The 21,961-nt window shown below is 70.2% G+C and carries 23 protein-coding genes; 8 read left to right on the plus strand and 15 right to left on the minus strand.

Translation table 11 applies throughout. From position 1 onward, the window contains the following. Positions 1-26: 26 nt before the first annotated feature. The 7 genes from M1L60_RS30795 to M1L60_RS30825 all read right to left on the minus strand — a co-directional run bounded on the left by M1L60_RS30795 (position 27) and on the right by M1L60_RS30825 (position 6,905). On the minus strand, positions 27-194 hold the full coding sequence (locus M1L60_RS30795) for a hypothetical protein (RefSeq protein WP_253241043.1): 168 nt from the start codon (positions 192-194) through the stop codon (positions 27-29). A gap of 68 nt (positions 195-262) precedes the next feature. Continuing rightward, positions 263-757, minus strand: a complete 495-nt coding sequence (locus M1L60_RS30800) for a phospholipase (RefSeq protein WP_253241044.1) — start codon at positions 755-757, stop codon at positions 263-265. A 114-nt stretch (positions 758-871) separates the two neighbouring features. After that, positions 872-1,768: a serine hydrolase gene (locus M1L60_RS30805; protein ID WP_253241045.1), complete on the minus strand. Its 897-nt coding sequence runs from the start codon at positions 1,766-1,768 to the stop codon at positions 872-874. A gap of 81 nt (positions 1,769-1,849) precedes the next feature. After that, positions 1,850-3,298, minus strand: a complete 1,449-nt coding sequence (locus M1L60_RS30810) for a glycosyltransferase family 2 protein (RefSeq protein ID WP_253241046.1) — start codon at positions 3,296-3,298, stop codon at positions 1,850-1,852. 226 nt (positions 3,299-3,524) lie between these two features. Next, positions 3,525-4,565, minus strand: coding sequence for a HEAT repeat domain-containing protein (locus M1L60_RS30815; RefSeq protein ID WP_253241047.1), 1,041 nt, complete (start codon positions 4,563-4,565; stop codon positions 3,525-3,527). Positions 4,566-4,874: 309 nt separating this feature from the next. Then, positions 4,875-6,500 (minus strand): ATP-binding protein, encoded by a 1,626-nt coding sequence (locus M1L60_RS30820; protein WP_253241048.1) that lies wholly within the window; start codon positions 6,498-6,500, stop codon positions 4,875-4,877. Positions 6,501-6,530: 30 nt separating this feature from the next. Beyond that, positions 6,531-6,905 carry a response regulator transcription factor gene (locus M1L60_RS30825; protein ID WP_253241049.1) on the minus strand — a complete coding sequence of 125 codons (375 nt, stop codon included), beginning with the start codon at positions 6,903-6,905 and terminating at the stop codon, positions 6,531-6,533. 192 nt (positions 6,906-7,097) lie between these two features. Here M1L60_RS30825 and M1L60_RS30830 point away from each other — a divergent pair, with 192 nt between their 5' ends. Together M1L60_RS30830 and M1L60_RS30835 are read left to right on the plus strand one after the other, a co-directional pair. Continuing rightward, a complete protein-coding gene (locus M1L60_RS30830) occupies positions 7,098-7,328 on the plus strand; it encodes a hypothetical protein (protein ID WP_253241050.1) in 231 nt (76 codons plus the stop codon). Positions 7,329-7,545: 217 nt separating this feature from the next. Then, a complete protein-coding gene (locus tag M1L60_RS30835) occupies positions 7,546-9,363 on the plus strand; it encodes an anthranilate synthase family protein (protein WP_253241051.1) in 1,818 nt (605 codons plus the stop codon). A 76-nt stretch (positions 9,364-9,439) separates the two neighbouring features. Here the strand turns inward: M1L60_RS30835 and M1L60_RS30840 are convergent, their stop codons facing one another. Then, entirely contained in the window at positions 9,440-9,937 is a 498-nt protein-coding gene (locus tag M1L60_RS30840; RefSeq protein WP_308208563.1) for an alpha/beta fold hydrolase, read from the minus strand. Between M1L60_RS30840 and M1L60_RS30845 the strand changes: the two genes are divergently transcribed. Next, positions 9,930-10,196 carry a response regulator transcription factor gene (locus M1L60_RS30845; RefSeq protein WP_253241053.1) on the plus strand — a complete coding sequence of 89 codons (267 nt, stop codon included), beginning with the start codon at positions 9,930-9,932 and terminating at the stop codon, positions 10,194-10,196. The genes M1L60_RS30840 and M1L60_RS30845 overlap by 8 nt on opposite strands. Positions 10,197-10,308: 112 nt before the next feature. Here M1L60_RS30845 and M1L60_RS30850 read toward each other — a convergent pair whose 3' ends face one another. Genes M1L60_RS30850 through M1L60_RS30865 form a run of 4 tightly spaced genes read right to left on the minus strand, consistent with a single transcriptional unit; the run spans position 10,309 to position 14,581 of the window. Continuing rightward, the gene (locus M1L60_RS30850; protein ID WP_253241054.1) at positions 10,309-11,514 is read right to left on the minus strand and encodes an ABC transporter ATP-binding protein; all 1,206 of its coding nucleotides are present in this window, start codon (positions 11,512-11,514) and stop codon (positions 10,309-10,311) included. A 6-nt stretch (positions 11,515-11,520) separates the two neighbouring features. Next, entirely contained in the window at positions 11,521-12,354 is an 834-nt protein-coding gene (locus M1L60_RS30855) for a carbohydrate ABC transporter permease (protein ID WP_253241055.1), read from the minus strand. Further along, a complete protein-coding gene (locus M1L60_RS30860) occupies positions 12,354-13,301 on the minus strand; it encodes a carbohydrate ABC transporter permease (protein WP_308208564.1) in 948 nt (315 codons plus the stop codon). The genes M1L60_RS30855 and M1L60_RS30860 overlap by 1 nt, the downstream gene beginning before the upstream one ends. Continuing rightward, positions 13,298-14,581: an ABC transporter substrate-binding protein gene (locus tag M1L60_RS30865; RefSeq protein ID WP_253241056.1), complete on the minus strand. Its 1,284-nt coding sequence runs from the start codon at positions 14,579-14,581 to the stop codon at positions 13,298-13,300. Before M1L60_RS30865 ends, M1L60_RS30860 begins: the two co-directional genes overlap by 4 nt. A 121-nt stretch (positions 14,582-14,702) precedes the next feature. On the opposite strand from M1L60_RS30865, the gene M1L60_RS30870 reads away from it, so the two are divergent. Beyond that, positions 14,703-15,278: a mycothiol-dependent nitroreductase Rv2466c family protein gene (locus M1L60_RS30870; RefSeq protein WP_253241057.1), complete on the plus strand. Its 576-nt coding sequence runs from the start codon at positions 14,703-14,705 to the stop codon at positions 15,276-15,278. Here M1L60_RS30870 and M1L60_RS30875 read toward each other — a convergent pair. Beyond that, positions 15,275-16,147 (minus strand): TIGR03560 family F420-dependent LLM class oxidoreductase, encoded by an 873-nt coding sequence (locus tag M1L60_RS30875; RefSeq protein WP_253241058.1) that lies wholly within the window; start codon positions 16,145-16,147, stop codon positions 15,275-15,277. The two genes, M1L60_RS30870 and M1L60_RS30875, sit on opposite strands and share 4 nt — an antisense overlap. A gap of 131 nt (positions 16,148-16,278) precedes the next feature. On the opposite strand from M1L60_RS30875, the gene M1L60_RS47220 reads away from it, so the two are divergent. Together M1L60_RS47220 and M1L60_RS30890 are read left to right on the plus strand one after the other, a co-directional pair. Then, entirely contained in the window at positions 16,279-17,832 is a 1,554-nt protein-coding gene (locus M1L60_RS47220; RefSeq protein ID WP_308208566.1) for a GAF domain-containing protein, read from the plus strand. Between the two features lie 15 nt (positions 17,833-17,847). Beyond that, the gene (locus M1L60_RS30890) at positions 17,848-18,462 is read left to right on the plus strand and encodes a carbonic anhydrase (RefSeq protein WP_253241059.1); all 615 of its coding nucleotides are present in this window, start codon (positions 17,848-17,850) and stop codon (positions 18,460-18,462) included. A 28-nt stretch (positions 18,463-18,490) separates the two neighbouring features. Here the strand turns inward: M1L60_RS30890 and M1L60_RS30895 are convergent, their stop codons facing one another. Then, a complete protein-coding gene (locus tag M1L60_RS30895) occupies positions 18,491-19,033 on the minus strand; it encodes a TetR/AcrR family transcriptional regulator (RefSeq protein WP_253241121.1) in 543 nt (180 codons plus the stop codon). A 152-nt stretch (positions 19,034-19,185) separates the two neighbouring features. On the opposite strand from M1L60_RS30895, the gene M1L60_RS30900 reads away from it, so the two are divergent. Both M1L60_RS30900 and M1L60_RS30905 read left to right on the plus strand, forming a co-directional pair. Then, positions 19,186-20,451 (plus strand): macrolide family glycosyltransferase, encoded by a 1,266-nt coding sequence (locus tag M1L60_RS30900; protein WP_438862168.1) that lies wholly within the window; start codon positions 19,186-19,188, stop codon positions 20,449-20,451. Then, the gene (locus M1L60_RS30905) at positions 20,448-20,870 is read left to right on the plus strand and encodes a MerR family transcriptional regulator (RefSeq protein ID WP_253241061.1); all 423 of its coding nucleotides are present in this window, start codon (positions 20,448-20,450) and stop codon (positions 20,868-20,870) included. The genes M1L60_RS30900 and M1L60_RS30905 overlap by 4 nt, the downstream gene beginning before the upstream one ends. Here M1L60_RS30905 and M1L60_RS30910 read toward each other — a convergent pair. After that, the gene (locus M1L60_RS30910; protein ID WP_253241062.1) at positions 20,867-21,880 is read right to left on the minus strand and encodes an NAD-dependent epimerase/dehydratase family protein; all 1,014 of its coding nucleotides are present in this window, start codon (positions 21,878-21,880) and stop codon (positions 20,867-20,869) included. The genes M1L60_RS30905 and M1L60_RS30910 overlap by 4 nt on opposite strands. Positions 21,881-21,961 lie beyond the last annotated feature (81 nt).

Here is a 21,961-nt window from a genome sequence, read left to right on the forward strand (position 1 = left end):
GCCAACTCAGCAACGGTCAGCGGCGGTCAGGCGCCGGCTACGGAGGTCACTCCGCCGACGACGGCCACGGCGCTGAGGGCGACCAGCAGCGCGGTGCAGAGCTTGCGCGTACGCGGGCTGGGTGGGGCCTGGTCGAGCGCGGCCACCAGCACACCCCAGGCGATCGCGACCCCACCGGCCAGGAATCCGAGCATCGTTGCAGGATGCCGTCACCGGCCGCTTCCACGTTCCGACGGCCGGTGACGGGACGGTGAATACCCGGCTATTTCTCCATGAGGGCGGCGGCCCGGTCGAGGTCGGCCTGCGTCACCGCGGCGAGCGAGCCGAAGTTCTTCACGGCCTGGTAGTACACCCAGGCCAGGCTGTTGCAGGCCGCCCGCGAGACGGTTCCGTAGGTGGCGCAGACCCGCTGCAGATCGGCGTAGAACGTGTTGTCGAGGCGGGCCTTGTTGGCCGCGAAGGCGCCGATCGCCTTGTAGTTGCGGTAGCCGAAGTCGTGGTGCCAGCACGAGTTGTCGAACGTGAAGCCCAGCGGGTTGTCCGGGCTCGACGAGCAGTAGTCGGTGGACCAGTCGAAGTTGTACGAGGCCCACGGTGGACGGTTGGTGCGGGCGTCGTTCCAGGCCGCGGTGCTGGCAGCGGTCGGCTGCGTCCACCGGGCGAGGACGGTGGCCTTCGAGTCCGCGGCGTACGCGGCGTTGGCCGGGAAGAGAACGGCGACGGCGAGGAGCAGAACGACGAGGAGGCGTCGGGTCATGCCCCTCAGGGTGCGGTCACCCGGTGAACTGATCCATGTCGATCGATGAAATCCCGCGCCCGCCGCAGTAAATTACCGGCGAGTATTCCTTAACGATCATTCATGTGCTTAAGGTCAGTATTTGAGGTGCGTGCGGGTCAGCTTGGCCACCTTCTCGACGAGCGCGATGCCGGTGTCCATCGACTGGTTGTTGTGCGACAGCACGGCCAGCGACACGTTCACGTCACCCTCGGGCGAGGTCACCCGGCCGATGGTGTTGACCGCCCACAGGCCGCCGTCGGCCGAGCGCGTGTCCCAGCCGTTCTTCACCGTGGCCGTCTCGCCCGGCTGGGCCACCGCCGGCACGCCCCAGTTCTGGTCGTCGTTGACGGTGTTCATCAACGTGAAGGCGGTCTTGCGGGACTCCTCGTCGAGCGGGCCCTTGGTGTCGACCAGCTTCGAGAGCAGCCGCACCTGGTCGCTGGCCGTCGTCCTGGTCAGGCCCCAGGCCTTGTTGACGGTCGTCTGGCTCAGGCCCAGGCGCTTGTTGCACTTGGTGATCGCGCTCTTGCCCCCGAGGTGCTGGAACAGCTCGGTCGTCGCGTTGTTGTCGCTGGCCCGGATCATCGGCGTGGCCAGGGCCATCTCGCCCTCGGTGGGCTCCCGGTCGGCGTCCTGCGCCTTGAGCAGCTCGCAGGCCAGGATCTGGGCCTTCACGATGCTCGCCGTGTCGAACGTCTCGGCGCCCTGATAGGCGTACGTCTGGCCGGTCTTCTTGTCGAGGACGGCCACCGAGAAGTCGGGGGTCTCGGCGGCGACCTGCTTCAGCGCCGCGTCGAGGGCCTTGGCCCGCTTGGCCCGCTCGCGCTTGGCCAGCTCCTCGGCACTCGGCCCGGCCGGCTTCGCGTTGCCGCCGATGGCCGCGGGCAGGACGCCGTCGTCGTCATCGGTGAGACCGAGAACGATCAGTCCGCCGCCGCCGAGAATCACGGCCGCCGCCACAGCAATGATGAGGTTCCGGGATCGCCGCACCGAAGCATAGTGCCGCCTTCATCGCCAAGACTCAAACCCTCGTACTCTCGGCGAAGCCATCGACACTGTCCGTGCAAGACATCAACCGCCTTTGATGCCGACGGTCTCCACCTCGGTCGGCTCGTGCGTGTCGAAGCCGGTGCGGTCCATCGTTCCCCAGACCGCCGGGCGACCGTGCCAGGCCGAGAAAGCCCCCCACACCTGCCACAACGCGAGCAGCTGGCGGTAGCCGAAGTTCTCGAACACGGCCGCCACCACGCCCCGCAGCATGTCGCTCCAGCGCGGGTACCGATGGAACGACACTTCCTCGATGAAGAGCGCGACCAGACTGACGAGCAGGCCGTAGCCGTACGCGACCAGGGCGAACCGCCACGCGAAGCCGATGTCGATCGCGTCCGCCCACAACCCCAGCGGCAACAGGACGAGCGCGGCCAACTCGACGAACGGCGCCAGCAGCTCGAAAATCAGGTAGTACGGCAGGGCCACCAGCCCGATCCGGCCGTACCGCGGATTGAAGACCATGTGGCGGTGCTTGGTGAGAATCTCGGCGATCCCCCGATGCCACCGCCGCCGCTGATACCCCAGCACCTTCCAGTTCGACGGCGCCTCACTCCAGCTGACCGGCTCGGCCACGAAGATCACGCGGTAGTCGTCCCCCCGGTCGCGCAGGTAGTGATGCAGCCGGACCACCAGCTCGGCGTCCTCCCCGATCGTGTCGTGGGCCATGCCACCGATCTGCACGAGCAGGTCCCGCCGGAAAACCCCGAACGCCCCGCTGATCACGACCACGCCCCCCAGCCGCGACCACCCGGTACGGCTCATCAAAAAGGCGCGCAGGTACTCGACGACCTGGATCCGCACGAGCCAACTGCCAGGCATCCGGACGTCGACCACTCGCCCCGCGACCACCTTGCAGCCATTGGCGATCCGCACGACCCCGCCGCAAGCCGCCACCCGCAGCGGATCGTCACCGAACGGCTTGGCCACCGAAAGCAGCGCATCCGGGTCGAGCACGGAATCGGCGTCGACCATGCAGACCAGCGGGTGCCGAGCCAAATTGATGCCCACATTGAGGGCGTCGGCCTTACCGCCATTGGTCTTACGCACGACGGTCAGCGCGCCCTGATCCCCCCGAGGCACATGCACAGACAAAACATGCGACTGATACGGCACTTCAGCCGGCACCACCCGAGGCACTTCGACCAGATCAAAATGCGCCCGCAACTTCTCGAACGTGTCATCGGTCGACCCGTCATCCACCACCACGATCTCGAACCGTGGATAACGCAACGCCGTCATGGCCTGCACAGCCGGAACAATCCCAGCCCCTTCGTTGTACGCAGGCACAATCACCGTCACCGGCAGAGTCAACGGACTACGGAACATATCGTCGGCCCCCGCGAACGGCGCCCGGCGCAGATGCTTGGCGAACTCGACCGAAGCCAGCACGATCATGATCAGATAGCTGCTGTTCAACGCCACGAAGTACCCGAACACGGCATAGTCGGCGCCCCGCAGCACGCCCAGCACAACCTCACGCACCAGTACGCTCCGCTCTCGATCCCACCCCGACCGGCCCGCCCGCGGTCCCACTCCGCCGGGCCGCCCGTCCGCCCGACCACAGCGTCACGGCACCCGCGCCGGAGCGCGGCATCACTGCGCTCCCCCCACCCGCGGGGTCACTGCGCACCCACCGGCGCGGGGTCACTGGGCCCCCGCCCAGGCGCGGGCCCCTGCGCACCCACCCGCGCGCGGGTCACTGCGCTCCCACCAAGTCCGGGTGGAGCAGTGCGAGGGCCTCGCGGCAGTGGTCGTTGTCGCGATCCCGCAGGGCGGCGACGCCGGGCGGGCCGAGGCGGCGCAAGCTGTGGGCGGCCTCGTGGGCGATCTGGAACTCGCCGTCGTCCAGGTGCGCAGCCAGCGGCGGCACCGCAGCCGGAGCGCCGAGCGCGCCCAGCGCCCGGGCCGCCGCGGCTCGTAACAGATCAGGATGCGGCGGATCGAGCACATCGATCAGGGGCTGCAGCGCACCCCGGGCGCCGAGCCGCCCCAGGTTGGTCGCGGCCGCGACCCGGACGTCCAGCACGTCGTCCTCGGCCAGCACGCGCGCCATCCGCCCGACCGCCCCGGTCGCCCCGAGCAGGCCGAGCGCATCGAGGCAGACCGCCCGCACCCGCGCGTGCGGATGATCGAGCGCGGCCGACAACGTGACCTCCGCACCCCGCCCCATCTGCACCAGCGCATGGGTAGCCAGCAGCGACGGCACCGGGTCGCGCAGGTCGAGGCTGGCGATCATCCGCCAGGCCGCCCGGGGCTCCCCGATCCGCCCCAGCGCCCGCACGGCCACCACCCGCACCTCATGGTCGCGGTCGGTGAGCAGCTCACACAGGCCGGGCACGGCCTCCCGCAACTCGAGGTCACCGAGCAACTGAGCCGCCCGGGCCCGCCGCACAGCACTGCGCGCGTGCAACTCCCCCAGCGCGGCCCGAGCCGCCCCCCGATGCAGGAACACCGAGACGAGCGCGGCATGGGCATCCCCACGGAGCTTCCCCAGCAGCCCGAGCGCGGCCGGCAACGCCGCCCGCCAAGCATCGTCGGGGATGGCGATCAGGCCCTCGCTGCCCTCTTCACCGTTCTCGGCCACGAACGCCAGCAACGCCCGGCGAGGCCCGGCCGCCAACGAGGCCCGGCGCTTGGCCCGCACCCGCCGCCCGACCCGGACAACCACGATGCCGGCCGCCGTGCCGACAAGAACGCCCAGCAGAACCAGGATGGCGACGCCAAAAACCGCGAACACCGCCCACCCCCTCCGCGCCCTCGCCCCGCCTCGCCCAGCCCCGCCCCGCCCCGCCCCGCCCCGCCCCGCCCACGAGACGATCCGCCTCACTTCGCACCACCGCCGAAACGAACCGTGCCGTCTCACGCCACCGCCGAAACGAACCGTGCCGTCTCACGCCACCGCCGAAACGAACCGTCTCGTCTCACGCCGTGGCGGGACGATCCGTCTCGTCTCGTTCTGCTTGTCGGAACGACACGTTTCGTCTCGGCAGGCGGGCGCAGGCCGATGCGAGAAATATATCCGTTTTGTGGGTCTGCGAGTCTGCGTTCAGTCGGTGCGGGCGGCCTCGGAGTCGGCCTCGGAGTGGGCCAGGCGTTCGGCGTGCCAGGCGTGGCCGGGGTTGCCCTCGCCCTCGCACTCCGGGTCGTCGTCGTCCTCGTAGGCGCTCGGGGTCTCGCGGGCGGCGAGGTCGGCCGGGAGCCGGACGGTGATCGTGGTGCCCGTGTTCTCGGACGAGGCGACGTCGATCGTGCCGCCGTGGTTGTCGATGATCGTGCGGGCGATGGCCAGGCCCAGCCCCGTGCCCGGAATCGCCTGCTTGATCGCGTTGGTGGCCCGGAAGAACCGGCCGAACAGCGCCTGCTGCTCCTCGGCCGGGATGCCCATGCCCGTGTCGGCCACCTCCAGCACCGCCTGATGCCCGCGGCGCTCGGCGTGGACCGTCACCGTGCCCTCGGCCGGGGTGAACTTCACGGCGTTGGTCAGCAGGTTGTCGAGCACGCGGTCGAGTTGCGCGCCATCACCTCGTACGGGAAGGGGCCCCCGCACGTCCAGATGCAGGACCACCGCGTTCTTGGCCGCGACCGGGCCGATCGCCACCAGGGCCCGGTCGATGACCTTGGCGAAGTCGAGCGGGGTACGGTCGCTGCCGTAGCCGCCCGTCTCGATCTTCGAGAGCGTCAGCATGTCCTCGACCAGGTCGCGCAGGCGCCGCGTGTTGCGCGAGATGACGTCGAGCATCCGCCGCTGGGCATCGCTCAGATCGTCGGGACCGCTGTCCCGCAGCAGCTCCAGATAGCCGGAAATGCTGGTCAGCGGCGTGCGCAGTTCGTGCGACACGGTCGACATGAAGTCGGTCTTGACCGTGTCCAGGGCCTGCAGGCGCGCCGTGACCTCCTCCTCGTGGCGGCGGATGGCCTCGCTCTGCCCGGCCGCCGCGTTCACCGCCTCGGCCAGGGCCCGGATCTCGGCCGGCCCGGCCGCGGGATCGGCCCGGGCGTTGAGTTCCCCTTCCCGTACGCGGCCCAGCGTCTCGACGACCGCGCCGAGCGGCCGGGTGAGGCGGCGCGTGGTGCGCACAGCCGTCAGCACAGCGCCCGCCGCCGCGGCCAGGGTGAGCACCGAGACGACCGCGATCGCGACCCCCTGCAGCGTGCCGACCTGCGCCCGCAGATCGGCCGACCGACCCTCGAGCGTGAGCCGGAGCTCGTCGTTGACCGTGCCGAAGGCCTGGAAGAGCGTGGTGCCACGCTCGGCGTAGCGGGCCGCGGCGGCGCTCCGGGGCGGTTCGAGACGCTGCTCCTCGGCGTTGGCCCACCACCCGTCGGCCCGCGCGATCTGGACGGCGGCCGACGAGGCGTGCCGCTCCCCGCTCAACCGGCGCAGCTCGTCCCCGGCCACCGCGTAGTCGCTACGGGCCAGGTAGTACGTGTCGAGCATCCGCTCGTCGCCGGTCAGCAGATAGCCCCGCAGCCCGCGCTGGGCGTCGGTGAGCACAGCGCGCACCTCAGCGTTGGCCAGCTGCAACGGTTGCACCTCGTCGGTGAGCTGCTGCACGACCTGCCGCTCGATCAGCACGGCGGCCAGTTCCGCCGCCCCCGAGCCGACGATGAGCACCACCAGAACCGCGAAGGCCCGGCTCAGCAGCCGCCCGACGGACCCTTCACGTCGCATCGTCCCGACGCGCGCCCGGCCGGCCGGCCCTCACGCCCGGGCCCGGCTCAGCAGGGCCTGGATGCGGGAGACCAGTTCGCGGGGGCTGAAGGGTTTGGTCACGTAGTCGTCGGCGCCCGCGCTGAACCCGCCCTCGACGTCCTGCTCCTGCACACGCGCGGTCAACATGATGATCAGGATCCCGGCGGTGGCCGGGTCGGACCGCAGCATCCGGCACACGTCGATCCCGGACAGGCCCGGCATGGACACGTCGAGCACCGCCAGCGTCGGCTGCCGGCTGCGCGCCTGTTCGACCGCGGTCTGCCCGTCCTCGACGGCGATCACCTCGAAGCCGGCCTGCTCCAGCTTGAACGCCACGAGGTCGCGGATGTCGGCGTCGTCATCGGCGACCAGGACCACCGTCACGGCACTCTCCCTCGGTTGTCTGCGCAGTCGCTACTTATCGGGACCATATCCGGTTAGTCCGGGTTGTGAGGCCGCTCCACGAATGCCGAGGTTTGTGCAACTGATGCGCACCCGGCACGCAGCAGAGCTGCATCCACGCTCGGGTCTCCTGGATGGCAGGCCCCACTTGCACAGCCCAGCAGGAGGTTTCCGATGAACACGGTCCTCGACTCCATCCGCTCCGAGGCGCTTTTCGCCTCGACCCTGCAGCGCTCGCAGAGCCCCACACCCGAACTGATCCGGGAGGCCGTGACAGCCACGGTCGACCGTCTCGGCGAGGCCCGTTGCGCCGAGGTCGTGGCCCAGGAGTTCGGCGAGCACCCGGACTGCGCCCTCGGCCGGATGCGCTGGGCCCTCCGGGCTGTGCGCTCGGCCTTCGCCTGACCCCCGGCCCCCGGGCGGGGGAAATGTGGGACAGGGGTGGTGCGGACTCGACCGGCCCGCCTAAGCTCGGCCGCATGCTGCACGCGCGAAGGAACTGGTGGCCCGCCTGACCGGCGGACCCCACGCGCGTTGACACCCACGCGGCCGCCTCCCGAGGCGGCCGCTTCTGCATGGTCGAGCCTCGGTCGGCGCCGCCGAGACCCGGAAGAGGACCACCATGCAACCCTTCGCCCTGCTCCACCGTGACGGCGCCGACCACGTCGAGGTGCTGACCGGCGACGTCGTGACCGTCGCCGCCCTCGACGACATCCCGCTGCACCGCGGCCGCCCCACGCTGGCGGTGATCCCCTACCGCCAGATCACCGAGCGCGGCTTCGACTGCGTCGACGACGGCGCGCCCCTCGAATGCCTGATCGTGCGGGAGTCGCGCCGGGAACCGCTCGACGCCTTCCCGCCCGGCCCGCTCAGCCTCAGCGGCGGCGGCTTCGACCTCTCCGACGACGAGTACGGCGCGATCGTCGAGGACGTGCTGCGCGACGAGATCGGCCACGGCGAGGGCGCCAACTTCGTCATCCACCGCGTCTACCAGGCCCGGGTCGAGGGCGACCCGATCGCCGCCGCCCGCTCCGCCTTCGGTCGCCTGCTCGCCGCCGAACAGGGCACCTACTGGACGTTCCTCGTGCACACGGGCACCCGCACGCTGGTCGGGGCCACGCCGGAACGGCACGTCAGCGTGGCCGACGGCATCACGATGATGAACCCGATCAGCGGCACCTTCCGCAACGGCTCGGGCCGCCTGCTCGACTTCCTGCGGGACCCGAAGGAGGTCGAGGAGCTCTACATGGTGCTGGACGAGGAGCTCAAGATGATGGCGACGGTGGCCGAGCACGGCGGCCAGGTGGCCGGCCCCTACCTGAAGCAGATGACCCACCTGACCCACACCGAATACCTGCTGGCCGGCCGCGGCTCGCTGGACGTGCGCGACGTGCTGCGCGAGACCATGTTCGCCCCGACGGTGACCGGCAGCCCGATCGAGAACGCCTGCCGCGTGATCGCCCGCCACGAACAGCGGGGCCGCCGCTACTACGCCGGCGTGCTGGCCCTGCTCGACCACGACGACCAGGGCCGCCAATCGCTGGACGCGCCCATCCTGATCCGCACGGCCGAGATCTCCCCCGACGGTGAGCTGCGGGTGCCGGTCGGCGCCACTCTCGTCCGCCACTCGACCGCGGCCGGCGAGGTGGGCGAGACCCACACCAAGGCGGCCGGCATCCTGGCCGCGCTCGGCGCCGTCCCGGCGCGACCCGCCCCCGCGCGCACCGAGGCCGAATCGCCCGAGGTGCAGGCCGCCCTGGCCGCCCGCAACACCGACCTGGCCCGCTTCTGGCTCGACTCGCGGGAGCCGGGCGCCCTGACCGTCCCCGCCCTGGCCGGCCGGACCGCCGTCATCGTCGACGGCGAGGACACCTTCACCGCGATGCTGGCCCACCAACTGCGCGCCCTGGGCCTGACCGTCACCGTCCGCCCCTGGACCGCCCTGCCCCACCCCGACGTCGCCGCGGCCGACCTGCTGGTGGCCGGGCCCGGGCCGGGCGACCCGGGCGACACGCACGACCCGAAGATGGTGGCGCTGCGGGACCTGATCGGCACCCGCCTGGCCGAGCGCCGGCCGCTGCTGGCCGTCTGTCTGGGCCACCAGATCCTGGCCGGCCTGCTCGGCCTGGCCCTGCACCGCCGCGACTCCCCCTACCAGGGCCTGGCCCGCGAGGTGGATCTCTTCGGCACCCCGCGCCGGGTCGGCTTCTATTCGAGCTTCACCGCGCTGGCCGCCCAGGACGAGCTGCGCACCGCCCACGGCCGGGTCGAGATCGCCCGCGACCCCGTCGATTCGGCCGTCCACGCGCTGCGGGGCCCGGCCTTCGCCGGCTTGCAGTTCCACCCCGAATCCGTGCTGAGCCGCGACGGCGTGGCCGTGCTGACGGATCTCCTGAATCAATTGATGGCCGACGTGATTAGCCCCGCCACGAACGGGTAGCGAAGAGGGTTGCCGGTGGTTCAAGGGGATCGAGAGCCTCCGCTTGGGCCACCGGCCCCGCTCGCCCGGCGAGCGCTCAACCGGCGAGGACATCATCGAGCACCGCCACGAGTTGGTCGGGTCGTTCGAAGAGGGCGGTGTGACCGGCGCCGGGCACGACGGTCAGCTTCTTGCTCGGTGCCCGCAATCGCGCATACCAATCGTCGAAGAGCACCCGGAGCCCGCGCATCTCGTTGCCGCCCAGGTAGAACCAGGCCGGCACGGGCAGGCTCGGCGCGTCGCGGCGAAGGTCGATCCCCTGCATCCGCGGATAGAGGACGCTCCACGTGTCGAGGATGGCGTTCAGCACGTGCGCCTTCTGGAGCAGCGTGTATTCGTCGACCCCCACCCCGAAGCTGGGCGCCCGCTGCCCGTACGCCTGAGCCTCGTACGTCATGATCGGCTCGTAGCCCCAGACGTCGGGGTACGGCGGCGGGCCCAGCGCGGTCATCTGCCGGACTGGCACCAATAGCACCGGCCGACCCGCCGGCCGCGGCAAAGCAGGACACGGCGCGGGCTGGGACCGAGTGATCAAGACCGTGGTGCAGTTCGTCGCGGTGTCGGGGGCGGGGTCGTTGCGGGCTCAGGCCACCGAGCAGCTCGGGCGGTTGACCGATCGGGAGCGCGAAGTGGCGATCGGGCTGGGGCGCGGGTGGTCCAACGCCGAGATCGGGGATGCGCTGGGCATGGGCGTCTCGACGGTGAAGGGGCACGTGTCGCGGGTGCTGGGCAAGCTCGGCATGAACAACCGCTCGCAGGCCGCCGTGATGGTCCACGACGCCGGCCTGGTCTGAGCGACAGCCGGCCACAGCGAGCACTGCGGCCAAGAAGGAGCGCGGCGCGCGGCCGCTGAGGAGCAGGTCGGGCGCCCGGCGGGGAACCGGGCGCCCGAGGTGGAGCTGGTGGTCAGGGCGTGGCGACTCCCGCGTCCTGGCCCTCGTTCAGCGTGATGTTGTGGCCGTTACCGGGGTCGAAGAGGTGGATCTTGTCGAGGTTCATCCAGACGCGGGCGTCGACGCCGTCGCGGACCCGGGACTCGGCGGACAGGCGGGTCACCAGGTTGTCCTGGGGCGGCAGGTCGGCGCCGCCCGCGTCGGCCGTCAGGTCTTCCAGATCGGCGGACACGGCCCGTTCGCCCTCGACCGTGAAGTAGACGTATTTGTCCGAGCCCATCGACTCGACCAGGTCGACCGGCATCGTGAACTCGAAGCCCTTGGCCCGCTGGTGCTCCTCGATCAGCGCCGCGTCCTCGAAGTGCTCGGGCCGGATCCCGACGATCAACTGACGCGGCGCGTCGGCACCACTCAGCGAGCGCCGCAACCGGTCGTTCAGCGGCAGATCACCGAGCGGTGTCCGCAGCACCGACTCCTCGACCGTGGCCGGCAGGAAGTTCATCGACGGTGACCCGATGAACCCGGCCACGAACAGGTTCACCGGGTTGTCGTACAACGTCTGCGGATCACCCACCTGCTGGATGTAGCCGCCGCGCATCACCACCACCCGGTCGCCGAGCGTCATGGCCTCCGTCTGGTCATGAGTCACGTACACCGTTGTGGTGTTGAGCTGCTTCTGCAGGCGCGAGACCTGCGTACGCATCTGGACCCGCAGTTTGGCGTCGAGATTGGACAACGGCTCGTCCATGAGGAACGCCTTGGGGCTGCGGACGATCGCCCGGCCCATCGCCACCCGCTGCCGCTGCCCGCCGGAGAGGTTGGCCGGTTTCCTCCCCAGATACTCCGTCAGTTCCAAGACGCGAGCGGCCTCGGCCACCTTTTTGTCGATCTCGGCCTTGGGCAGCTTGGCCAGCTTGAGGGGGAACGCCATGTTCTCGCCCACGGTCATGTTCGGATAGAGCGCGTACGACTGGAACACCATCGCGATGTCCCTGTCCTTGGGCGCCTTGTCGTTGACCCTCTCCCCGGCGATCCGCAGCTCGCCCGACGAGATGTCCTCCAGCCCGGCGATCATGTTGAGCGTGGTCGACTTCCCGCAGCCCGACGGCCCGACCAGGATGATGAACTCGCCGTCGGCGATCTCCAGGTCGATCTCGTGCACCGCCGTCGTCCCGTCCGGGTATTTCTTGGTCACTTTGTCGAGAACAATGTCAGCCATCGCTACCTACCCCTTCACGGCGCCGGACGTGAGGCCCGCGACGATGCGCCTCTGGAAGAACAGCACGAACAGGATGATCGGGATCGTGATCGTCACGGCGGCGGCCGAGATGGCCCCCGTCGGGTCCTCGAACTGCGAGGCGCCGGTGAAGAACGACAGCGCCACCGGGACCGTGCGGGACTGCTCGGTCGAGGTCAGCGAGATGGCGAACAGGAAGTCGTTCCAGCAGAAGATGAAGACCAGGATCGCCGTGGTGAACACGCCCGGGGCGGCCAGCGGCGCGATCACCTTGCGGAACGCCTCGCCCTGGGTCGCGCCGTCCATCTTGGCCGCCTTCTCCAGGTCCCACGGGATCTGCTTGAAGAAGGCCGACAGGGTGTAGATCGCGAGCGGCAGGGCGAACGTGATGTACGGCAGGATCAGCCCGAGCCAGGTGTCGAAAATCCCCAGGTTGCGCTCGATGTTGAACAGCGGCGACACGAGCGAGACCTGCGGGAACATCGCGATCAGCAGCGAGACGCCGACGAGCGCCTTCTTGCCCGGGAAGTCGAGCCGGCTGATCGCGTACGCGGCCATCGTGCCCAGCACGACGGCGATCACCGTCGAGATCAGCGCGATGCCGATCGAGTTCATCAGGGCCCGCACGAACTGGTCGGTCTGGAAGATCAGCTTGTAGTTGTCCCACGTCCACTCGCGCGGGATGAAGTTGCCGTCGGTGAGCGTCCCCGGCGTCTTGAACGACAGCGAGACGATCCACAGCACCGGGATCAAGGCGAACACGACGACGATCGCGTCCAGCAGACCCCATTTGACCTTGGCGGAGGTGGTCTCGGCGGCCATCAGCGCCTCCCCTCGTCGTCGCTGCTACCGGGGGCCGCCGTGCCGAACAGTTTCACGAAGATGAAGGCGATGATCGCGACGGTGAGGAAGATGAGCACCGACATCGTGGAGCCGATGCCGAGGTTGAGGCCCTTCATCAGGTTGTTGTAGGCGATCATCGAGACCGATGACGTCTCGTTGGCCCCGGCCGAGAGCACGTAGATGTTGTCGAAGATCCGGAAAGCGTCGAGCGTGCGGAACAGCAGCGCGACCAGGATGGCCGGCTTCATCACGGGCAGCATCACCTTGGTGAACCGCTGCCACCACGAGGCCCCGTCCATGGAGGCCGCCTTGAGCAGGTCGTCCGGCACCAGGGCCAGCCCGGCCATCAGCAGCAGGGCCATGAACGGGGTGGTCTTCCAGATCTCGGCGAAGATGATGATGGCGAGAGCGCTGGCCCGTTCGGTTAGCGGCGCCCCCTCGGGCGAGAACAGGTTGGCCAGATAACCCGTGCCCGGCGTCCACGCGTAGCGCCAGCTGAACGCGGCGACCACGGTCACGATCCCGTACGGGATGAGCGCGCTGGTCCGCACCAGGCCGCGCCCGATGATGGTCCGGTGCATGATCAGCGCGAGCCCCATGCCCAGCACCAGCTCGACCGAGACCGAGATGACCGTGATCAGCATGGTGACGCCGAACGCCGTCCACCAGTAGTCGTTGGACAGCACCGTGACGTAGTTGGCCAGCCCGATGAACTCCCGGTTCTCCGGAAACTTGAGGTCGTAGCGCTGCAACGACAGCCAGATCGAGTACAGGATCGGGTACGCCGTCACCGCCACCATGACGAACGCGGCCGGCGCGCACAGCAGCCAGCCGAGCCGGCGTTCCTGCTTCTTGCCCTCGCTCAACCCCGCGCGCGGCGCGGCTTCGGCCCCCGAGGCGGCCTTCTCACGCGAGAGAACGCTCACGGCAGCACTCCCTTCGAGTCGATGGCGGCCTGGATCGAGTCCCGCAGCGAGTCCGCGGTCTGCTGCGGCTGGATCGACGCCGGCGGGGACAGCTCGGCCGACACGACGGTCGAGAGGTTCTGGTACGCCGGGGTCCGCGGCCGCGGCGCCGAGGTCTTGAGCTCCTCGAGCAGCACGTCCTTCATCGGGTAGGCCTCGGTCATCGAGGGATCGTCGTAGACCGACTCGATCGACGGCGCCTGTCCCGATTTCGTGGCCAGGAACAGCTGGCTCTCCGGGCTCCGCAGGCATTGGATCGCCTCGAAGGCCAGGTCCGGGTGCTTGCTGTACGCGCTGACGGCCTGTTCGGATCCGCCGATGGTGGTCTTGCTCGGGGTATTGGCGTCGATCGCCGGGTAGCGGGCCCACCCGACGTTCTTGGCCAGGTCGGGCGCCTCCTGCACCATCGACGCCCACACGAACGGCCAGTTGAGCTGGAAGGCGCCGCCACCGTCCTGGAACGCCCGGCGGACGTCGTCCTCGACCGCGTTCGAGAAGGACGGGCTGGTCACGCCCGCGGTGGCGAACGCCTTGAGCGTCTCCAGCGCCTTCACCGCGCCCTCGTCCATGACGGCCTTCTTGCCGTCCTGGTCGACCACGTTGCCGCCGGCGCTGGCGACCAGGCTGTTGTAGAGCACGACCAGGCCCTCGTACTGGGCCCCCATGGTCATCACCTGGTAGGTCTTGCCCTCGGCCTTGAGCTGCTGGGACATCTGGATCATCTCGGCCCAGGTCTTGGGCGGGGTCGGCACCAGGTCCTTGCGGTACCAGAGAAGCTGCACGTTGGTGTTGTTCGGCGCCGCGTACAGCTTGCCGTTGTACTGCGCGGAAGCGACCGCCGGTTCGAGCGTCTCGCTCTCCACCTCGTTCTTGAGGTCCCCGGTGATCTCGCGGATCCAGTTCGCGCTGGCGAACTCCTGGGTCCAGGTCACGTCCATGCCGAGGATGTCCATGCTGTCGTCCTTGGCGGCGAGCCGGCGGACCATCTGCACCCGCTGGTCGTCGGCCTGCCGCGGCAGCACCTGGTACGAGATCTTGTACCTGCCGGCCGCCTCCTGGTTGCACCGGTCGACCACGCTCTGCATGTTCTCGACGGGTGAGTTGTAGAAGTTCAGGACGGGTACGCCGCCCTCGTCCGATCCGCAGGCCGCCAACGGTGCGAGCAGGGTGATCGCGGCCCCCGCCGCGAGTGCCCGGGCGCGCAGGGTGCGCCGTTGCGGATGTCGGTCCGTGATCGTCATTGACCCTCCATCCGGCCGGAAAGCGTCAAGTGATCTCGATCACTTGACGGCCAGTGGTTGTCCTGCCCCACACGGTGAGCCGACAAACCAAGAATGCATCGAAGAGATCTAGGCTCGGGGGATGGAAGCCACTTACTACTTCGATCCGGCCTGCCCGTTCACCTGGCGCACCTCGCGCTGGCTGGTCGCGGTCGCCCCCGAGCGGCAGGTCACCGTCCGCTGGCGGGCCTTCAGCCTGCTCGTGCTCAACGGCGACAACATCCCCGAGCAGTACCGTGGCGGCGTGACCGCCTCGTTCCGGGCGTTGCGCCTGGTCGAGGCGCTGCGGGCCGAGCAGCGGGACGACACGGTGGCCGCCTTCTACACCGTGCTCGGCACCCGGGTCCACGAGGACGGCGCCCCCCTCGACGACGACCTGGTCGACCAGGCGGCCGAGGCGGCCGGGGTCACCGACGCCAAGGCCGTCCTGGACGACGAGCGCTGGGACGACGCCGTCCGCGAGTCCCACGAGACCGCGCTCGAGCTGGCCGGCCCGGGCATCGGCTCGCCGGTGTTGCACGTGGACGGCGCCACCCGGGGCCTGCACGGCCCGATCATCGACACCGTCCCCGCGGGCGACGAGTCCACGGCGATGTTCGACTCGGTGGTCACGCTGATGCGCACCGAGACGTTCTTCGAGGTCAAGCGCGGCCGCTAGACGATCCCGCGGATCACGTCCATCGCTTTCAGACGCTCGGCGCCCGTGCCGAGCAAGCCGTCCGGGACGATCAGCTCGTCGAGACCGATTTCCGCGTACGCGGCCACGTCCTCGGCGAGCCGGGCCGGCGACCCGCCGATGACCGGCGGGCCGTCGGCCGGCACCGGACCGTCCACGACGACCAGCGCCTGCGCCGTGCGCTTGATCGCCCGGGGGTCCCGTCCCACGGCCGCGCAGTGCTCGTCGAGCACGGCCGACTTGTGCGCGACCAGGTCGGGCCGCCCCCAGCAGTTCCACTCGTCGGCGTGCTCGGCCACGACCCGCAGCATCCGCTTCTCGCCCTTGGCGCCGATCAGCAACGGCATCGGCCGCTGCACCGGCTTGGGCTCGTTGACCGCGTCGGTGACCTGGTAGTACCGGCCGTCCACGGTGGTCCGGGGGTCGTTCAGCAGCCCGCGCAGCACGAGCAACCCCTCGACGAAACGGTCGATACGCTGCTTGATCGGGGGCAACTCGATCCCGTACTGCTGGTGTTCGTTGATCTGCCAGCCCGCGCCGACGCCGAGCACGAACCGTCCGTCGCTGATCCGGTCGACGGTGGCCGCCATGTTGGCCAGCACGGCCGGATGCCGGTAGGTCATTCCGTACACGAGCGTGCCGATGCGCACCCGGGGCACGACCGCGGCCAGCGCCGCCACCACCGACCCGCACTCGAGCACGGGCCAGGTGTCGTCCTCCCCCGGCCCCGTGTTCGGCATGAAGTGGTCGGCGAACCAGACGCCGGCCCACCCGGTCGCCTCGGCGTGCCGGGACACCTCGAGCACATCGGCAAAGCTCTGCCCGGCGCCGGGCCAGATCGAAAGTCGCATGCCGCCACCTTGCCGGAGCTGCTCCCGATTTGCACTCAATCGCTGGTCGACGAACCGTCAAGCGAGGCCGCGGGCAACCGAAGGATCCCTGAACGAGCGGCACAGTGCCGGTCACCCGAAGGGAGCAAGCGGTGTTCCGTAGCGGTAAGCGCGCCGAGTCCGAGCGGACCAGCGCCGAACTGGCCGAGGCCCAGGCCGACGTGGCGGCGATCACCGCGATCATGCGGTCGATGGAGAGCGCCTCGTCGCCCGAGCAGGCCATCGGCGGCGCCCTCGACCAGGTCCGCAGCCTGTTCGGCTGGGCCTACGGCTCGTACTGGCAGCTGGAGCCGGCCGGCAAGGTGCTGCGGTTCGCCCAGGAGAGCGGCACGGTCAACGAGGAGTTCCGGCGGGTCACCCTGGACGCCTCCTTCGCCGAGGGCGTGGGCCTCTCCGGGCGCGCCTGGCGCACCCGTGACCTGGTCTTCGTCAGCAACATCGCCGACGTCACCGACTGCGTGCGCGCCCCCGTCGCGTCCCGGGCCGGTGTCCGCAGCGGGGTCTGCTTCCCGCTCATCGAGGACAACCAGGTGGTCGGCACGATGGACTTCTTCGCCACCGAGGAGCTGCACCCGTCCGAGGGCCGGCTGGCCGTGCTGCGGGCGGTCGGGCAACTGGTCTCGGGCGCGCTGGCCCGCCTGCACGAGGGCGTCCGCCAGGAGAAGGCGGCCCAGGACGTGCACGCCGTCTCCACCGTGATCCGCGAGCTGACCCAGGCCACCAGCCGCGACCAGGCCCTGCGGTCGGCGCTGGAGACCATCCGCCAGGACTTCGACTGGCAGTACGGCTCGTTCTGGCAGCTCGACGAGAGCGGCCAGGAGCTGCGCTTCTCGCTCGAGTCGGGCGACGCCGGGGCCGAGTTCCGCCGGGTCACGATGTCGGCCTCCTTCACCAAGGGCGTCGGACTCTCGGGCCGGACGTGGGCCCGCGACGACCTGGTCTTCGTCGAGGACCTGGGTGAGCTCACCGACTGCGTGCGCCGCCCCGCGGCCCAGGCGGCCGGGGTCAAGTCGGGCGTCTGCCTGCCGATCAAGGTCGGCGGCCACTTCATCGGCACGATGGACTTCTTCGCGACCCGCACGCTGATCATGTACCCGGGCCGCGAGGCCGCCTTGCGTAACACCGCCTACCTGGTCGGTCAGGCCCTGGAACGGTTCGTCTCGACCGACCAGCTGCACACCGCCGGCCGTACGCTGCTCGACTCCATCGCCGAGGTCGAGCGCAACGTCACCTCTGCCGCCACCGTCGCCGAGCAGGGTGAGCGCCTCACCGTCGAGGCCAACCAGCACGTCGCCGGGCTCGGTCAGGCCAGCGCCGAGATCAACCAGGTCGTGCAGACCATCCAGTCGATCGCCGCCCAGACCAAGCTGCTCGCGCTCAACGCCACCATCGAGTCGGCGCGGGCGGGCGAGGCCGGCAAGGGCTTCGCCGTGGTCGCGGGCGAGGTGAAGGCGCTGTCGGACGAGACCGAGCGGGCCACCGCCGAGGTCAGCAACAAGGTCAACGCCATCCAGGAGCGCGTCGACGCGGTCACCGCGTCCCTGGCCGAGATCCACACCGCCGTCGAAGAGATCAACCAGACCCAGCGCCTGATCGGCGGCGTCCTCACCGAACAGGTCGCCGTCACCGGCGCCATCCTCAACTGATCCGGAGCCCCCTTCATGCTTAGCAACGAATCCCCCTGGACCCGCCTGCGCGAAGGCAACCTGCGCTGGACCGAGGATCGCAGCACGGCCGCCGGTGACCGCGGCGCGGCCCGCCGCGCCCAGCTCAACGAGTCGCAGAACCCGTTCGCGCTGGTGCTGGGCTGCGCCGACTCCCGGGTGCCGGCCGAGATCCTGTTCGACCAGGGCCTGGGCGACCTGTTCGTGGTGCGCACGGCCGGCCACGTGGTCGACGCGGCCGCGCTCGGCTCGGTGGAGTACGCCGTCGAGATCCTGGGCGTCTCCCTGATCGTGGTGCTCGGTCACGAGGGCTGCGGCGCCGTGGCCGCGGCGACCCGGGTCGTGGACGACGGCCTGGTCCCGCCCGGCTACATCCGCGACATCGCCGAGCGCATCGCGCCCGACGTGACCCGGGCCCGCCGCGCCGGCGCCACGACCCAGGCCGAGATCGCCGCCCAGCACTCGCTCTACACCGTCGACCTGCTGCGGGAACGGTCGTCCATGGTCGACGCGGCGCTGCGCCGGGGCGCGGTCACCGCCGTACCCGCGCAGTACTGCCTCTCCACCGGCCTGGTGTCGGAGGTGCACGCCCCGGTCCTCGCGACCGTCTGAGAGTTTCCCTTCGGTGGCCGCGGTCCGGTCAGGCTGAGCCTGGGCGGATCGCGGCCATCACGTGTTCGACCAGGCCGTCGGCGTACTCGTCGGTCAGCGGCCCGGTGCGCAGCAGCCAGCGATGGAAGATCGGCCCGAAGACCGACTCGACGGCGTGATCCAGATCGGCCCCGGCGCGGACCTGACCCGCCTCGCGACCCACTTCCAACCTTTCCCGTACGGCGAGAAAGTGCGGCCGGAGCAGCCGGTCTCGCACCTGGCCGGCGAGCTCGTCGTCCTCCAGCGTCTCGACCGTCAGCGCCCGGGTGGTGGCCGACAGCAACGGATCGGCGAACTCGGCCACGGTAGCCCGGACGACCCCCCGCAGGTCGGCTTCGAGGTCGCCCGTGTCGGGCAGCGCGGTCGGCCCGGACTCGACGTTCTCGGCCAGCGCGTCGAGGACCAGCGCGCTCTTGCCGGCGGGCCACCACCGGTAGATCGTCGCTTTGCCGACGCCGGCGCGGGCCGCGATGGCCTCGATGGTCATCCGCGCATACCCGGTGTCACCGAGCATCGCCGTCGTGGCGAACATGATCGCGCGACGGGACTGCGCACTACGGCGGGCAACATCAGGCACAGGCTCACCCTACCCTGACGAGACGATACGTATCGTCTTGCCAACTCGCGAGACGATACGTATCGTCTCGTCACAACACCTCGAACTGCCCCTTCACCCCACCTGAGATGCGAGACGATACGTATCGTCTCGCTACGACTCGCCCTGCTGGCGAGACGATACGTATCGTCTCGGCTCGACGAGCGGACGCGGCGCCGCGACGAAAGCGAGAACCCGTGCCACACATCGCCATGGTCAGTATCCCGTTCCACGGACACGTGAACCCGAGCCTGGAGGTCATCCGCGAGCTGGTGCGGCGTGGTCATCGGGTGACCTACGCCAACGACCCGTCGTTCACCGAGGCCGTCACCGCGACCGGGGCCGAGCTCAAGCCGTATGCCACGACCCTGCCCCGGGCCGACACGCACGGCGACCTCGACCCGATCGACCAGCTCACGATGTTCCTCGACGACAGCATCGCGATGCTCCCGCAGCTCCGCGCGGCCTACGCCGACGACCGTCCCGACCTTTTCCTGTACGACATCGCGGGCGCCCCGGCCCGGCTGCTCGGCGAGCAGTGGGGCATTCCGGCGGTGCAGCTGTCCCCTACGTACGTGGCCTGGGACGGCTACGAGCAGGAGATGGCCCCCATGATCGAGGCGATGCGGGCCGACCCCCGCGGCGCCGCCTACTACGACCGCTTCACCGAGTGGCTGGCCGCCGAGGGCTCGTCCGCCACGGACAGCATGTCCTTCCAGGGCCGCCCCGAGCACGCCTTGGTGCTGATCCCCCGCGCCCTGCAACCCCACGCCGACCGGGTCGACCCCGCCGTCTACGACTTCGTCGGCCCGATCCTGGGCGAGCGCGGCACGTGGACCAGGCCCGACGCGGACAAGGTGCTGCTGGTCTCGCTCGGTTCGGCCTTCACCGACCAGCCCGACTTCTACCGGCGCTGCGTCGAGGCCTTCGGGTCGCTGCCCGGCTGGCGCACCGTGCTGCAGATCGGCCCGGTCGACCCGGCCGTGCTGGGCGACGTGCCGGCGTCGGTCGAGCTCCACTCGTGGGTGCCGCAGCTGGCCGTCCTCGAGCAGGCCGACGCGTTCGTCACCCATGCCGGCATGGGCGGCAGCAGCGAGGGCCTGTACTGCGGCCTTCCGATGATCGCCGCCCCGCAGGCCGCCGACCAGTTCGCCAACGCCGAACAACTGGCCGGCCTGGGCGTCGCCCACGTCGTCGACTCGGCCACCGTCACCCCGGCCGAGCTGCGCGACCACCTGCTCACCCTCACCACCGACTCGGCGGTGGCTGCCCGCAGTCAACACCTCAAGCATGAAGTACGCGCCGAGGGCGGCGTCACTCGATCGGCCGACCTCATCGAGAAGATGGTGCGGTGACCACACCACTGACGATTCTCGAGATGTCCCGGCGCAGCGGTTTCAGCGAGCCGACGCTGCGCTACTACGAGAAGACGGGCCTGCTGGGCCGGGTCGACCGTGATCCCGGGACCGGTCACCGCCGCTACGACGGGGCCACGGCCGAGCGGGTCGAGGCCCTGGCCTGCCTGCGGTCGTCCGGGGTGAGCGTCGACGGCCTGCGCGACTACGTGCGGCTGGTCGAGGTCGGCGTCGAGGCCGCGGACGAGCTGCGCGACCTCTTCGCCACCCAGGCCGGCCAGCTCGCGGCCGAGATCGAGCGGCTGCGGGTCCGCCACGAATACCTCCGCCTCAAACAGGAGCTCTGGGCGGCCCGCGGTCGCGGCGACGACGACACCGACGTCATCCGCCGCCTCAATGAGGTGCTGCAAGCGTTCTAGCCGACGAGACCGAGCCGCAGCAGGCTGTCCGCGGTGTCGGCGATCGTCGTGGCCACCTCGCGCGGCTGCCAGCCGAGCAGGCTCCGGGCCTTGGCGTTGCTGATCACCGGGATCCGGCCGCCCAGCAGGGCCGCGTCGCGCAGCGCGGGCTCGGTCCGGGCCGCCGCACGCACCTGCTCGACGGTCAGCTCGGTGGCCGGCACCCGGTCGGCCCGGGCGGGCAGGTGCTCGGCCAGCATCCGGCCCATCTGATAGAAGCTGATGGCCGGGCCGCCGACCGCTATGAAGCGCTCCCCGGCCGCGGCCGGGCTCAGCATCGCCCGCAGGTGCAGGTCGACCACGTCGCGGACGTCGACCACACCGAAGTACATCCGCGGCACGACCGGGCTGGCTCCTTCGAGGTAGCTCCTGACCAGGCCGGTCGAGGCCGAGAGCCGGGGCGCGAGCAACGGGCCGAAGATGCCGGTCGGGTTGATCACGGCCAGTTCGGGGGCGGCGTGCTCGCGGGTGTACTGCCAGGCCGCCTGCTCGGCGACGGTCTTCGAGCGGATGTAGACGGGCAGGTCGCCGGCGGTGTCGGTCCAGTCCGACTCGTCGTAGCGGTCACCCGGCTTGGGGGTGTAACCGACGGCGGCGTACGACGAAGTCAGCACCACGCGCTGCACGCCCTCGGCCCCGGCCGCCGCCAGCACCCGGAGGGCACCGTCGCGGGCCGGGACGATCACCTCGTCGGGGTCGGCGGGCGGCGTGAACGGGAACGGCGAGGCGTGGTGCCAGACGTAGCGGACGCCGGCCATCGCCTTGTCCCAGTTGTCGTCGGCGGTGAGGGCGGCGGTCACGAACTCCAGGCGGTCGCTCGGACCGGCCAGGGTACGGACGTCGTCCTCCTGCTCGGGCCGGCGCACCACGACACGGACCCGGTAGCCCTCGGCCAGCAGCCGTTGTACGGAGTGGCTGCCGACGTGCCCGGTCGCGCCGGTGACAAGAACGGTGGAGAGATCGTTGGTCATGACACCCGAGTGTTCGCGCCCTCAAGCGCTTGAAGGCAAGGGTGATCCGCATTACGGCGACGGCCGGCCGGTGAGAGCCCC

The sequence above is a fragment of the Paractinoplanes aksuensis genome (assembly GCF_024137025.1).
Taxonomy (GTDB): Bacteria; Actinomycetota; Actinomycetes; order Mycobacteriales; family Micromonosporaceae; genus Actinoplanes; species Actinoplanes aksuensis.